The sequence below is a fragment of the Acidovorax sp. FW305-C-20-28 genome (assembly GCF_058783375.1).
This window is the reverse complement of sequence record NZ_JBYSYM010000014.1, coordinates 141,134-154,503: the sequence shown is the minus strand read 5'-3', so window position 1 is coordinate 154,503 and position 13,370 is coordinate 141,134. Positions and strand designations below refer to the sequence as shown.

Below are 13,370 nucleotides of genomic sequence, written 5' to 3'. Positions count from 1 at the left end.
ATAAAGGCGACAGCCGGCACCCCGGCTCAGCCTGCCGGTGCCAGCCAGCGCACCAATTGTCGGGCCACGCGGGCATCTCCCAGCAGCTGCAGGTGCCCGGCCCGGTGCACCACGCACTGCTGGGCCCTCGCAAATTCCAGCCGCCTGGCAGGGTCATCATGCCAGCCCAGGGCACTGTGCAGCGGTACCAGCCCATCGCCGACCAGCCGCTCGGCCATGGGACTGCGCTGGGCAGCCAGGGTGGCCGCCACGGTAGCGCACAGTACGCCTGCAGGCAACGGCACGGGGGTGCGCAGGTCCGGGCTCTTGCGGAAACGGTCGCGCCCCTGCCAGTCGGCATCCAGCACATGGCCATGGCGCAGGTCGGTGATGCCGGCGCTGCGCAGGCCGGTCAGCCGAACAAAGGGGCGCGAGTACGGGGTGCTGCCAAGCAGCCGGTCCACCCAGTGGCCCGCACGCTCCAGCGGCGCACCATGGTGCGGCGTGCCCAGGCACACCAGATGGTGCAGCCGGCCGCGCCAGGGCAGTCCTGCCTGTTCGGCCTGGTGGCAGGCACTGCGCGCCACCAGGCCCCCCATGCTGTGGCCCACGATGCTCAAGCGCGCGAGCGGCACCGGCCAGGCGGCCACCAGGGCCTGCAGCTGGTGCGCCAGCTCCGCGCCATTGGTCGACGTGTGCAGCCCCGTGTTGTAGCGCAGGTACACGGGCGTGCAGCCCAGGGCCTGTGCCAGGTGGGCACCGTGGTCATGGCCTTCGTGTTCCCATTGCAGGTCGTTCATGCACAGGCCGTGCACCAGCACCAGCAGATGGCCCGATGCCGTACCGGCCGCGCCCAGGGCCACCGGTTCCAGCGGCCGTCCGTGCTGGTAAAAGCCCATGGCGCTGGCCAGCGGGTTGCCATCCTCCGCCAGGCGGTCGCCCATCACGCCATTGAGCGCGGCCAGCACGGCCAGCCGCTCGCGCGGCGCCTCCTGCGCCGGCCCGGGCGCGCCCAGCAGCGGCTCCAGCCGCAGCAAGGCGGCCTGCAGGCCCGCATCGACGAGGTGCGTGATGCCCCGCACGCCTCCATAGACCATGCCGGTCAGGCCACGCGCCCGCCCCGGCGTGGCGGCGCCCGGCAGTCCCATGGTGCCCAGCACCGATTGGTGCACGCCCTCGGCCACGCGGCTGATGCTGGCTGTGGCCTGGGCGGCCAGGCGGGCTGCGCCGCGCAGGTCGGAGGGCCGCAACTGGCGCAGGGCACGCGCGGGAGAGGGTTTGGATGGCATGGCGGGCTCCGGTCGGTGGGAAGTGGCGGGAGCCGCGCAGGACTCAGAGGCTGGGAATTTTTTGGCCGTGACCGGAGGGCGCGTCAAAACGCCTCGGATCCAGACGCAAAGCGCAGCCATAGCTCGGGCTATGGCGAGCACTTGCAACGACGAGCCGGGGTGTTTTGGCGTGCAAGGCGGGCATGGACAAAAGATTCTCAGCCTCTCAGAACTGCTCGTGCGGCAGCAGGTAGCGCCATTGCCCCACGGGCAGGTTGCCCAGGGTCACCCGCCCGATGCGGATGCGCTTGAGCCCCACCACCTTGAGGCCTACCAGCTCGCACATGCGGCGGATCTGGCGCTTCTTGCCTTCGGTGAGCACGAAGCGCAACTGCTCGGGGTTCTGCCACTCCACCTTGGCGCGCTTGAGCGGCTGGCCGTCGAGTTCCAGCCCATGGCACAGGCGGGCCAGCTGCGCGGCCGGGAACACGGCCTGCACGTCGGTCGCCACCTCGCCGTACTGCACGCGCACCAGGTACTCCTTGTCCACCGTGGAGTCTTCTCCGATCAGTTGGCGCGCCACACGGCCGTCCTGCGTCAGCACCAGCAGCCCCACCGAGTCGATGTCCAGCCGCCCCGCAGGCGCCAGACCGCGCAGCTGCGGCGGCGAAAAGCGCATGCGGCCCGGATCGTCGCGCCAGTGGGTGCGCGGGTTGATCAGTGCCACGGCCGGGGTGTGGCCGTCCTCGGCCTGCCCGCTCACATAGCCGACCGGCTTGTGCAGCAGGATGGTGACCTGCTGCTCCTGCCGGCCCTGGGCCTTCTTGTCCACCTCGATGCGGTCGGTGGGCAGCACCTGCAGGCCCATGGTCGCCACTGCGCCGTTGACCTTGACCCAGCCCTGGGCAATCCAGTCGTCGGCCTCGCGCCGCGAGCACAGGCCGAGTTCGGCCATGCGCTTGTTCAGGCGCGCACTGCCATCGGCCGCTGCGACGGGCTTGACCGGCATGGGCGGACGCGCGGGCGCAGATGCAGCCCCCGGGCCTGCTGGCCGGCCAGCGGCGGCCTGCACGGCGCCACGCGGGGTGGCTGGCGGCGCGGCATCCGCACGCCAGACGTTGCCACGCGCGGGCGGCCTGGCAGGTCGCGCGGGGGGGCGGGGAGCGGGTTCGGCCTTGCCCTGCAGGGCGGCCAGAGCGCGTTGCGTGGCGGTGGAGGGGGCGGCTGGTGCCGCCGGCGTGGCCGGGCGGCGCAGCACGGCGCGCCGGGGCTGGCCCTCGGGCTCGGTGGGCGGGGCGGCAGGGGGTCGGGAAGAAGGCATTGACCGTATTTTCCCCTCTTCGCGCGGCTTGGTGCCATACCGGGGCCAATAAGGTGCCGAACGGCAGCGCCAAGGCCCCAGGAACGAGCGCGGGTGGTCTCAGGCGCTGGAGCCGGCAAGCTGGCGCGCCTGCCAGGCCAGAAAATCCTCGGCGCCCAGTGGGCGGCTGATGTGGTAGCCCTGGGCCTCGTCGCAGGACAGGGCGCGCAGCCGATCCAGGATGGCCAAATTCTCCACCCCCTCGGCCACCACCGTGAGCCCGAGGTTGTGCGCCAGGTCGATGGTGGAGCGCACGATCATGGCGTCGTCCTCGCCCGACTCCATGCCCATCACGAAGGATTTGTCGATCTTGAGCTCGTCCACCGGCAGGCGCTTGAGGTAGGCCAGCGACGAATAGCCGGTGCCGAAGTCGTCGATGGAGAGCTTGAAGCCCTGCTCGGACAGGCGGTTGAGCATGGCTTCGGCACGCAGGGGGTCGTCCATGATGGCGCTCTCGGTGATCTCCAGGCAGAAGGCACCGGCCTGCACACCGTGGCGCGCCAGGATGGCGCCCAAACGGATGTGCAACTCCGGGTCCAGCAGATCGCGCGTGGACAGGTTGACCGAGATGCGCAGCGGCATGGCGGCCGTGCGCGGGTCGGCCAGCAGGCGCGCCACCTCCTCGAACATCCACAGCGTGAGCTGGCGCACAAAGCCCGTCTGCTCGGCAAACGGGATGAAGTCCATGGGCGGCACCAGGCCGCGCTGAGGATGCTGCCAGCGCACCAGGGCCTCGGCCGCCAGCCCGCCCTGCCCATGCAGCGGCACCTTGGGCTGCAGGTACAGGCGCAGTTCGTCGTGCTCCACGGCGCGGCGCAGCTCGGTCAGCAGCGACAAGGTCTGGGTGCTGGCCGAGTCGAACGAGGCGTCATAGCGCAGCGCACCGCTGAGCTTGCGCTTGGCCGCGTACATGGCGATCTCGGAGCGGCTGAGCAGCGTGTCCGCATCCTCCGCATCGGCGGGCCAGCAGGCAAACCCCATGCCGGCGCTCAGGTCCACCGTCTGGTCCTCGAAAGCCAGAGGCTCCTCGAACGACTGGTTGATGCGCTGGGCCACGGCATGGGCCCCCTTGGCGTCGGTGCGCAGCAACAGCAGCGCGAACTCGTTGCCACCAAGCCGGGCCACCATGTCGCTGTCGCCCAGCACCTGCTTTTGCAGGCGCTCGGCCACGGCCTGCAGCAGGCGGTCGCCGAAGGCATAGCCAAGCACGTCGTTCACGTGCTTGAAGCGGTCCAGATCGAGCGTGAGCACCGTCAGGGGCCGCAGAGCGTCGCCCACCTGGGCGTCGATGGCGTGCACCACGGCTTCGCGAAAGCGCTCCCGGTTGGGCAGGCCGGTGAGCCGGTCCCAATAGGCCAGGCGGCGGATCTCGGCCTGCTGGCTGCCGATATCGAGGCGCATGCGGTCGAAGGACCGGGCCAGGTTGCCGATTTCGTCCTTGCGATCGGTGTGACCCAGCGGCACCCCGTATTCCCCCCGCGACAGGCGCTGCGTGGCGGCCAGCAGCGAGCGCAGGGGCGTGGTCAGGCGCTGCGCCACCAGCCCGGTGCCGGCCGCGAAGAGCAGCACGCCCGCGACGGTGATGATGGCCAGCAGCACCTGCAACTGCTGGTACGGCACCACGACCTCGTCCACCGAGCGCAGCAGCAGTGTCCTCACCTCGCTGCCCGCGTTGCCCAGGGGTGCCTCGCGCACCAGCAGCGTCCCCTCGCCGGTCCTCAGCTCCGCCAGCGGCAGGCCCTGGCGGTGCAGGCTGGCCAGGGCCGGGGCCGACAGCGTGGTCACGGGCACCGACACGCTGCCATCTGCCGCCTTGACCACCACCGCCACCTGCACCGACAGCAGGCGCCGCATTTCCTCGGCCAGCGGCTGGTCGATGGGGAAACCCATCAGCACCCAGCCGATGACCACCGGCGCCCGCATGGGCACCATCACGAACTGGTAGGGCACGCCGGCCATCATGGCCACCTGGCTGCCCTGGGGCTGGGCTGCCAGGGGCGGCACGACCCGGCGCAGCGTGGCGGGAAAGTCCAGCATGTCGTCCGACAGGCTGGCCGCGCGCAGCTCCAGGTTGGTGCCCAGCAGCGCGGTCACGGCCGCGCCGATGCGGCTACCGTGGTTCTCCAGCACCGACTGGATGGTCTCCTCGTCATCCGAATTGATGGCCGAGCGAAAGCCGTAGTCGGCCGCCAGCAGGGCCGAGCCCTGGCGCAGCTTCTCCGCATTCTGGTCGAGCAGGCGCCGCCAGACGTTCTCGTCGGTATCCAGGGCGCGTGCGATCTGGCTGCGTGCATTGCGCTCGATGGAGGCCCGCACCACCGCAAACCCGGCTGCCTGCACGATGAGCAGCAGCAGCAGCGAGATGCCCACCAGCCTCAGGATGAGGCTGCGCCGCAGCACGGAAAGGTTCAAGGTTGCAGCCCCGCCATGCGCACCGAGGCACTGGCCGTGCCCGTGGTCGGCACGGTCAGCGCCTGCTCCAGGGCCGGCGCGCCCACCGGCAGCCGGTGGTGCCAGGCCCGCAGCTTGTAGCTGCCCGGGGCCACATTGTCGATCTGCACCTTGCCGGTCGCGGGCGAGCTGGCGTAGTAAGGCGTGTCCACCACGAGGATCCAGCCGGCCATCTGGTCATGGATGTTGCAGCCCAGCACCACCACACCGGCCTGGTCGAAGAGGACGGGCTTGCTCGGTGTTCCCGTGTACAGCTTGAGCTCGAACTTCTTGGTGGGCGAAAAGGAATAGACATGGTGCCGCACCGTGTCGCGGTTGGGGAACAGCACCTCCGTGCCCACCGGGATCACCATCGCCACCGGCACGAACTGGCGCTTCTCCTGCGCCATCTCCACACCGGGCTGGGGCTTGACCAGGCGCCGGGCCTCCGCCGATTCGAGGAACACCACGGCATCGGCCAGGGGCTTGCCCGCCGCGTCGCTCAGGTCCACCTGGACCGAGGCGGCCTGCACCAGGCCCGCCATGGCCGCCACACAGCCCACCAGCACACGCCCGTGCACCAGCGAGCGTTGCCGCGCCAGGACGGGCTGCGCGCTCATGGTTCTATGGCCAGGCCCGCCAATGCCGCGCCGCTGCCGATCACGCCCAGCGAGATGGCCCGGCCGGTTGCCAGGTCCACCTTGTACAGGCGCGAGCGCGGATCGGTGGACGTGCGCGCGGCCAGCAGGGCCACATTGCCCACGTCGGAGATGTCGAAGGAGGCATCGGAGAGCGGCCCCAGGCCCAGGGGGCCGATGGTGCGCAGTTGGCCGGTATTGGGCGAGACCACGGGCGTTTCTCCTTCGCGCGAGCCCTGCATCACCAGGGCACCGCGGGCGCGGTCGATGGCGTAGTTGGTGGTGATCTTGCTGTCCTGCGGGTTGTAGGTGTAGCCCGCAGCCACCACGTCGGGCACGCGACCGACATTGACGTCACCGGCCACGTAATGCAGCGCGGGGTCGGGTTGCACGCCCGGCTGGGCAGGGTCACCATCGACCAGGGCGCCGGTGTCGGGATGCAGCCGCAGGTTGAGCCCGGAAGACGACACCACGCGGATGCGGTCCGCCGCCGGATTGAAGTCGAAACCAAAGGACGCCCCGGTGAGCGACACCGCGGCCGGTGCGGTGCCCACCGCCGTCAAGGCCCCGCTGGAGATGTCCAGCGTGTACAGGCGCCCGGCCTGCGACAGGGCATACAGCACGCCCTTGGCCACGCGGAAATCCACACCGATCAGCCGCTCGCCGGAGGCCAGTCCCGTCACGCGCCGGCGCTCGAGAATGGTGTCGGGCCGGCGCGCCTCGAACACGATGAGTTCGTGGTCTGCGGTCACCGCCACGAGGCGTTCGCGGCGCTCGGATGCATCGGGCATCGGGCCCCCGGTACAAGCAGCCAGGCCCATCAGCACCAGAGTGCCCAGGACACCGCGCAAACGAGGAGAGGTGTGGAAGCGGCTCATGGAAGATCCTTTGCAGAAACTGTAACGGGTTTATACCCGATAGACCCTGGGCGTGGCGTATTACAGTGACCATGCACTTCCTTGGCCATCATCAAAAAAGATAGCACCCATGCCAAGGGATCTATGTAACAACGGGCAGTTGCATGCCGGCGCCCGGGTCGGCGCCTGTTGCCGCCAGCCCTCCCTCCAACCGTTCGCGGAGGAAGCGCTCATTTGTAACAAGCCCTATGCGGGCGCTGCATGGGGCCATCCTGAAGCGTCATAACATTTTGTGACATTTATCCCTACACTGTGTGCGCCTTCCACGCCATAAGCGGGGCGGGCCCACCGCCCGTCTGGGCACCGTTATTGCTTCGTGCCACCCCATCGAATTCAACAGCCAAGGACCCCCATGCCGGCCGCCTCGTCCCTCAAATCTTTGTCGATCTCCAGCCGCCTGGGCCTGGGTTTCGGCTGCCTGCTGGTGCTGCTGATTGCCGTGGCCGCCGTGGGCCAGTTCTCGGTCGGCAAGCTGCATGAGCACCTGCAGCAGGTCACCGGCACCGGCGCCACCAAGACCCGGCTGGTCAACGAGATGCTGGACAGCGTGAGCGCCATCGGCATCCAGAGCCGCTCGGCTGCCATGCTCAATGAGATCGACCCCAAGCAGGCGCGCGACCAGATCAAGAACGCCGAGAAATCCCTGCAGGGCTATGCCCGCCAGGAAGCCAGCCTGGCCGACCTGCTCAAGGCCGAGGGCACGAGCGAGGCCGAGCGCAAGCTGTTGGCCGAAGCCCAGGAACTGGGCCGCAAGACGCGCCCGGAACTGGATGCCGCGATGAAGGCCGCCGACGATGGCGATACCGTGAGCGCCACGCTGAACCTCATGACCAAGGTGGCCCCGCTGGAGGCCGCCTGGCGCGGCAAGCTGGCCCAGTTGATCGAGCTGCAGAACACCTTGAACAGCGAAGCCACGGCCTCGGCCGAGGTCACGCAAAGCCGCGCGCGCTGGACCGGCGGCCTGCTGGTGCTGCTGGCCATCGGCCTAGGCGCTTTGATCGCCTGGCGCATCACCAGCAGCATCACGGCCCCCATCGGCCGCGCGGTCGTGGTGGCCGAGCGCATCGCGCGCGGCGACCTGACCTCGCAGGTGGAGGTGCGCATCCACGACGAGACCGGCCGCCTGCTCGAAGCCATCGCCGCCATGCAGGACCGCCTGCGCAGCCTGGTGGGCGATATCGGTGGAACGGCGGAATCCATCCTCGTGGCCAGTTCTGAAGTGGCCTCGGGCAACCTCGACCTGAGCCAGCGCACCGAGCAGACCTCGCACAACCTGCAGGGCGCCGCCAATGCCCTGGCCGACCTGACGGGCACCGTGTCGCAGAGCGCCGATGCCGCACGCCAAGCCAACCAGTTGGCCTCCTCGGCATCGGATGCTGCCACGCGCGGTGGCGAAGTGGTTTCGCAGGTGGTGCGCACCATGGACACCATCAGCGGCAGCTCGCGCAAGATTGCCGACATCACCAGCGTGATCGACGGCATCGCCTTCCAGACCAACATCCTGGCCCTCAACGCCGCCGTGGAAGCCGCCCGGGCCGGGGAGCAGGGCCGCGGCTTCGCCGTGGTGGCCAGCGAGGTGCGCAACCTGGCCGGCCGCGCCGCCCAGGCGGCGCGGGAGATCAAGACCCTGATCGGCGCCAGCGTCGAGCATGTGCAGGAAGGCAGCACCCTGGTGAACCATGCGGGCAAGACCATCGAGGAGCTGGTGATGTCCGTGCGCCGCGTGTCCGACATCATGGGCGAGATCACCGCTGCGACGCAGGAGCAGAGCCAGCGCATCGGCGAGGTCAGCCAGTCCGTGGGCGCGCTCGAAGAGATGACGCAGCAGAACGCTGCCCTGGTGGAAGAAGGTGCCGCCGCGGCCGACAGCCTCAAGGAGCAGGCCGGCCGCCTGACGCAGATGGTGCACACCTTCCGCCTGCGCCGCGAGCGCGCCGATGACCGCGAATGGCAGGGTGCGTCCGAGGCGGTGGCAGCCGTGCCCGCGCCCGTCCCGGCGGTGGGCCAGCGCAAGGCCGGCGTCCCCGCCCTGCCGCGCGGCTAGGACGCGCCGGAAGCGGCGGCACGCGGTTCCGCCAGGCGCTGGAAGATGCTGGACTGCAGCGCCGCGAGGTCCAGCACGCGCAGGCCTCCGTATTCCACGCGGATGGCCCCTTGCACCTCCAGCGCCGCCAGCGCCTCGTTCACACGCTGGCGCGACAGCCCCACCAGGTAGGCCAGCTCCTGCTGCGTGATGCGCAGCACCTCGCCCACCCCGGGGTAGAGCACCGGGTTGAAGAGGGAGGCGAGGCTGCGCGCCACGCGCACATCGGGGTTGTTCAGCCGGTCGATCTCGCGCGCGGCGATGAACTGGCCCAGGCGCTCGTTGAGCTGGTTCATCACGAAGCGGTTGAAGCCGATGGAGTGGTCCAGCAGCCAGTGGAAGGTGTCGATCGGCAGGCCCGCCACGATGCTCTTGCGCAGTGCCTGGATGTTGTAGCGGTAGGGTTCGCGCTTCATGGCCGTGCCCTCGCCGAACCAGCCGCCGGGCGGCACGCCGGTATAGGTCATGGTCTGGCCCTGCGCGTTGTCGCTGCTCATCTTGAGCAGCCCCTCCACCACGCCGAACCAATAGGTCACGGGTCGGCCCACGCGGCACACATAGTCACCCGGGGCCGCGTCACCCACCAGCAGCGCCGCCTCGGCACGTTCGCGCTCGGCCGGCTGCAGCTGCGTCAGCCAGGGGATGTTGGCCAGCTCGGCCTCCGTGGGCAGGCGCCGGCGCTGGTGCAGTGACAGGTCCTGGTTCATGGGGCTCGGCGGCGGAATGCGTGAGGGAATACCACGATGCGAATTGTCGCCGCAACGATAGATTTTCACCAATCAGCTGCGGATGATGGCCTTCCGAGGGGACCCGGGCCCCCATTCCAAGCGTACGGAGACATCACGACATGACGACAGGCGGTATCCACCCCTCCCAGCCGGCGCTGCGCCGGCGCACCCTGCTGGCCGGCGCCATCGCCCTGCCCCTGGCACACTGGGGCAGCAGCCGTGCCCTGGCACAGGACGCGCCGATCCGCATCGGCCAGTCCACCGCCCTCACCGGCCCCCTGGGCGATCTCGGTTCGGCCATGCACCAGGGCGCCAAGGCGGCCTTTGCCGGCATCAATGCCAAGGGCGGCGTCCACGGCCGCAGCATCGAGTTGACCACGCTGGACGACGCCTACGAAGTCCCCAAGGCCCTGGCCAATGTGGACAAGTTCCTGGCCGATACAGGCAACTTCGCCCTCTTCAACTGCATGGGCACGCCCATGATCGAGGCCATGCTGCCCAAGGTGGTCGAGAGCGGCGTGCCCTTTTTCGCCCCTTTCACGGGCGCCCTGCTGAGCCGCACGAAAAATGCGCGCAGCGTGTTCAACATCCGCGCCAGCTACGCGGACGAGGCCGAGAAGCTGGTGCAGCACCTGTCCACCATCGGTATCCAGCGCATCGGCATCGTCTACCAGAACAACTCCTTCGGCAAGGAAGTCTTCAGCGCCGCCGAGCAGTCCATGGGCCGGCTCAAGCTGCCTGCCGCGGTGACCGTGACGGTGGAGAGCAATGCTTCGGACGCCGGTGCAGCGGCGGCCAAGCTGGCAGGCACCGACCTGGAAGCCATCGTCATCGGCCTGGCCGGCAAGCCCACGCTGGAGTTCGTGAAGGCCTTCCGCGCGCTCAAGCGCGGCGTGACGCTGTATGCCCTGTCCGTCATGGGCACGCCCGCCACGGTGAAGGCCCTGGGCGCCGACGCCACGGGCATGGCCATCTCGCAGGTCGTGCCCCTGCCCTCCAACGTGGTGATGCCGGTGGTGCGCGATTTCCAGACCGCCTGGAAGGCGTCGGGCGCCACGGCCGAACCCTCGCACCTGGCGCTGGAAGGCTATCTCAATGCGCGCGTGTTTGCCGAGGCACTGCAGCGCGCGGGCCGCAACCCGACACGCGCCGCCTTCATCGACGCCACCTGGAACCTCAAGAAATGGGACCTGGGCGGTTTCGAGGTCAACGCCAGCACGCCGGACCGCAATGCCTCGCGCTTCGTCGAGCTCACGCTGATCGGCCGCGACGGCCGCTTTCTGCGCTAGGACCTGAAGCGGTCACTGCGGCGCCACGGCGTAGCGGTAGCCGCGGAATGACCAGACCGTGCGGCCCTGCTCGATGCGTTCGAGCTTGAGCCCCGGTGCGGCCTGGTCCCCCTCCTGCAGCACCTGGCCATTGACGATGGCCATGCGGTGGGCGGGATTGCTGGAATAGGTGGCGCCCGTGACCTGGAGCACCGGCAGTTGCTCGCGCACCGAAGGCGGCAACTCGTTCTGGGCAAAGACGGGGCCGTTGGCAGGCGCGGCGGGAGCTGCTGCCGCCGCGGGGCTGGGCGCGGGCGGAGCCACCTCACGCCGGGCAGGCTCTGCCTCGCGCACCGGCCGTTCGCGCACGGGCTCGGCCGCGCGCTTGGGCGCCACGGGCCGCGGCTCCACCGTGGACGCGACCACAGGCTGGGTGGGCGCAGGTGCGGGAACTGGCGCCGGTGCGACCGTGGCCGCCGGCACGGGGGGCGGCACCGCCAGGGGCGCGACCGCGGCCGGCGCTGGCGGCGCGGGCGCAGGGGCCACCGATGGAGCCACGGCGACCGCCGCCGTGCTGGCAGGAGCACCGCCGCCCGCAGGCCGCTGCATGGCCCACCAGGTTCCCCCCGCCGCAAGGGCGGCCACGGCCAGCACGGCCGCGCCCACCAGCACCAGGTTGGCGGGAGCGGGCCGCTCTGCGGGGGCGCCCCCTGCCGGCATGGCCTGTGTATGGATGCCCGGCACGGCACCCCGGCCCCGCTCGGCTTCTGCGCGCCGCAGCGCATCAAGGATGTAGGACATGGGGATCAGGCTCCGGTGCGCAGGCGCGGTTCTTTCACGCCGGCGGCGCGGTTGAGCAGCATGAGGGTCAGGGGGCCGGCACGGCCATCGGGCGTGACGCCCTGGGCCAGCTGGAAACGGTGGATGCGCGATTGCCGCAACGCAGGCGTCACGGGCCGGCTGCTGGGGCCGGAGCCGCCGGCCGCCTTGGAGGCCAGGCGCGCATCGAGCCAGGCCGTGCCGGCCGGGCTTTCGGTGATCTCGCCCTTGTCGGGCATGCCGGGCGGGGCGCGCCACAGCGTGGCCATGTCACCCCGCCAGACCTGGGCCAGGTCGGCTACGGGCACATGCAGGGTGCGGCCGCCGCTCTCCAGCGTGGCCACCTCGTCGTCCAGGCTACGCAGCACGGCCGCCACGGCGTTGTCGCCCTCTTCCGAAGGGAACAGCGTGAGCAACACGGGCCGGTCGATCTGGCGGATCAGGTTCAGCCCCGCGCGGCGGTTGCGGTAGCAGCGCAGCCCGTCGCGCGGCAGCGTGGTACAGGCGTCGGCGCCCTCGGCCAGCTTGGCCCCCCAGGCCGCAGCCAGGGACTGCCAGGCCACGGTGTCGTTTGCGGACTGCGCCAGCAGGAACTGCTGCAGGCCAGACACCGGGGCCGGCGCGGGCACGGCGACCGAGGCCGCGGCAGATGCCGGCACTGCCGCCGGCGCCACAGCCACCACCGGCGCGGACGCGGCGACTGCGGGTGGCTTGGCCGGGGCCGACGATGCAGCGCGCAGCGGTGCCGCGGGGGCGGCCGTGCTGGCCGCCTTCGCGGTGGCCGCTGGCGGCTGCGAGGGCCGCATGCCCAGGGACCACCCGGCAACGGCCACGAGCGCGGCCCCCGCCACCACCCCGGCGCCTGCCAGGGCCCAGCGGGACAGGCCCGCCCGAGCGGGGCGCGCCGTGGCCACCGCGGCGGACACCGGCGCACCGAAGACTTCGCGCGCAGCACGCTCCACGATGGCCGTGCTCACCTCGCGCGTGCCGGCCGCATAGGCGCCGAGCAGGGCCCGGTCGCACAGCAGGTTGATGCGCCGCGGTATGCCGCGCGACAGCGCATGCACGCGCCGGATGGCGCGCCGGCTGAAGGGGACGGGGCCATGCAGCCCGGCCACCGCCAGGCGGTGGGCGATGTACTGCTGGGTTTCATGTGCACTCAGCGCATCGAGGTGGAAGCGCGCGATCACGCGCTGGGCGAGTTGTTCCAGCGAGGGACGCGCCACCATGCTGCGCAGTTCGGGCTGGCCGATCAGAATGATCTGCAGCAGCTTGCGCTCGGCGGTCTCCAGGTTGGTCAGCAGGCGCAACTGCTCCAGCACATCGGCCTCGAGGTTCTGCGCCTCGTCGATGATGAGCACGTTGTTGCGGCCGCTGGCATGCGCCGCCAGCAGCGAGGCATTGAGCGGATCGATGCAGTCCTTGACGGTTTCCAGACCCGGCACGGCCGGCTTGTGCGGCACGCCGAACTCGTCGCAGATCGAGCGCAGCAGCTCGCCCACCGTGAGCTTGGGGTTGAAGATGTAGGCGACGTTGCAGTTCTCGGGAATCTGCTCCAGGAAGCAGCGGCACACCGTGGTCTTGCCCGCGCCCACTTCGCCCGTGAGCAGCACAAAACCGCCCCCGGCATCCAGCCCGTAGAGCAGGTGGGCCAGGGCTTCCCGATGGCGCTCGCTCATGAAAAGATAGCGCGGGTCAGGGGCGATGGAAAACGGCGGGTGCTGGAGACCGAAGAACGGGGCGTACATCCTCTGAGGATACCGCCCTGTGGTGAAGCGTTCCCCGACAGCTGCCCACAGCAGCCTCCCAAACCTTGTTTCAAGGGGTTCAGGGTTTCACCCAAGGAGTAGTTTCCCGTAAATTGTCGTCGGCAAGACAAG

General features: G+C 70.1%; 10 protein-coding genes. 2 read left to right on the top strand and 8 right to left on the bottom strand.

What is annotated here, in order from left to right; translation table 11 throughout:
• Nucleotides 1-26 precede the first annotated feature (26 nt).
• The 5 genes from AC3WOH_RS17565 to AC3WOH_RS17545 all read right to left on the bottom strand — a co-directional run bounded on the left by AC3WOH_RS17565 (nucleotide 27) and on the right by AC3WOH_RS17545 (nucleotide 6,553).
• Nucleotides 27-1,268 carry a lipase family alpha/beta hydrolase gene (locus tag AC3WOH_RS17565; protein ID WP_492230564.1) on the bottom strand — a complete coding sequence of 414 codons (1,242 nt, stop codon included), beginning with the start codon at nucleotides 1,266-1,268 and terminating at the stop codon, nucleotides 27-29.
• A gap of 205 nt (nucleotides 1,269-1,473) precedes the next feature.
• The gene (locus tag AC3WOH_RS17560) at nucleotides 1,474-2,256 is read right to left on the bottom strand and encodes a pseudouridine synthase (RefSeq protein WP_492230591.1); all 783 of its coding nucleotides are present in this window, start codon (nucleotides 2,254-2,256) and stop codon (nucleotides 1,474-1,476) included.
• A 411-nt stretch (nucleotides 2,257-2,667) separates the two neighbouring features.
• Nucleotides 2,668-5,019 (bottom strand): putative bifunctional diguanylate cyclase/phosphodiesterase, encoded by a 2,352-nt coding sequence (locus AC3WOH_RS17555; protein ID WP_492230563.1) that lies wholly within the window; start codon nucleotides 5,017-5,019, stop codon nucleotides 2,668-2,670.
• A complete protein-coding gene (locus AC3WOH_RS17550; protein WP_492230562.1) occupies nucleotides 5,016-5,657 on the bottom strand; it encodes a methylamine utilization protein in 642 nt (213 codons plus the stop codon). The genes AC3WOH_RS17555 and AC3WOH_RS17550 overlap by 4 nt, the downstream gene beginning before the upstream one ends.
• On the bottom strand, nucleotides 5,654-6,553 hold the full coding sequence (locus AC3WOH_RS17545) for a DUF4394 domain-containing protein (RefSeq protein ID WP_492230561.1): 900 nt from the start codon (nucleotides 6,551-6,553) through the stop codon (nucleotides 5,654-5,656). Before AC3WOH_RS17545 ends, AC3WOH_RS17550 begins: the two co-directional genes overlap by 4 nt.
• A 391-nt stretch (nucleotides 6,554-6,944) precedes the next feature.
• On the opposite strand from AC3WOH_RS17545, the gene AC3WOH_RS17540 reads away from it, so the two are divergent.
• Nucleotides 6,945-8,636, top strand: coding sequence for a methyl-accepting chemotaxis protein (locus AC3WOH_RS17540; protein ID WP_492230560.1), 1,692 nt, complete (start codon nucleotides 6,945-6,947; stop codon nucleotides 8,634-8,636).
• Here AC3WOH_RS17540 and AC3WOH_RS17535 read toward each other — a convergent pair.
• Nucleotides 8,633-9,382, bottom strand: coding sequence for a Crp/Fnr family transcriptional regulator (locus tag AC3WOH_RS17535; protein ID WP_492230559.1), 750 nt, complete (start codon nucleotides 9,380-9,382; stop codon nucleotides 8,633-8,635). The genes AC3WOH_RS17540 and AC3WOH_RS17535 overlap by 4 nt on opposite strands.
• Nucleotides 9,383-9,522: 140 nt before the next feature.
• Here AC3WOH_RS17535 and AC3WOH_RS17530 point away from each other — a divergent pair, with 140 nt between their 5' ends.
• Nucleotides 9,523-10,692 carry an ABC transporter substrate-binding protein gene (locus AC3WOH_RS17530; protein WP_492230558.1) on the top strand — a complete coding sequence of 390 codons (1,170 nt, stop codon included), beginning with the start codon at nucleotides 9,523-9,525 and terminating at the stop codon, nucleotides 10,690-10,692.
• Between the two features lie 12 nt (nucleotides 10,693-10,704).
• Here AC3WOH_RS17530 and AC3WOH_RS17525 read toward each other — a convergent pair whose 3' ends face one another.
• Together AC3WOH_RS17525 and AC3WOH_RS17520 are read right to left on the bottom strand one after the other, a co-directional pair.
• Nucleotides 10,705-11,472 carry a general secretion pathway protein GspB gene (locus tag AC3WOH_RS17525; RefSeq protein WP_492230557.1) on the bottom strand — a complete coding sequence of 256 codons (768 nt, stop codon included), beginning with the start codon at nucleotides 11,470-11,472 and terminating at the stop codon, nucleotides 10,705-10,707.
• A gap of 5 nt (nucleotides 11,473-11,477) precedes the next feature.
• On the bottom strand, nucleotides 11,478-13,238 hold the full coding sequence (locus tag AC3WOH_RS17520; protein ID WP_492230556.1) for an ExeA family protein: 1,761 nt from the start codon (nucleotides 13,236-13,238) through the stop codon (nucleotides 11,478-11,480).
• Between the last annotated feature and the right edge of the window lie 132 nt (nucleotides 13,239-13,370).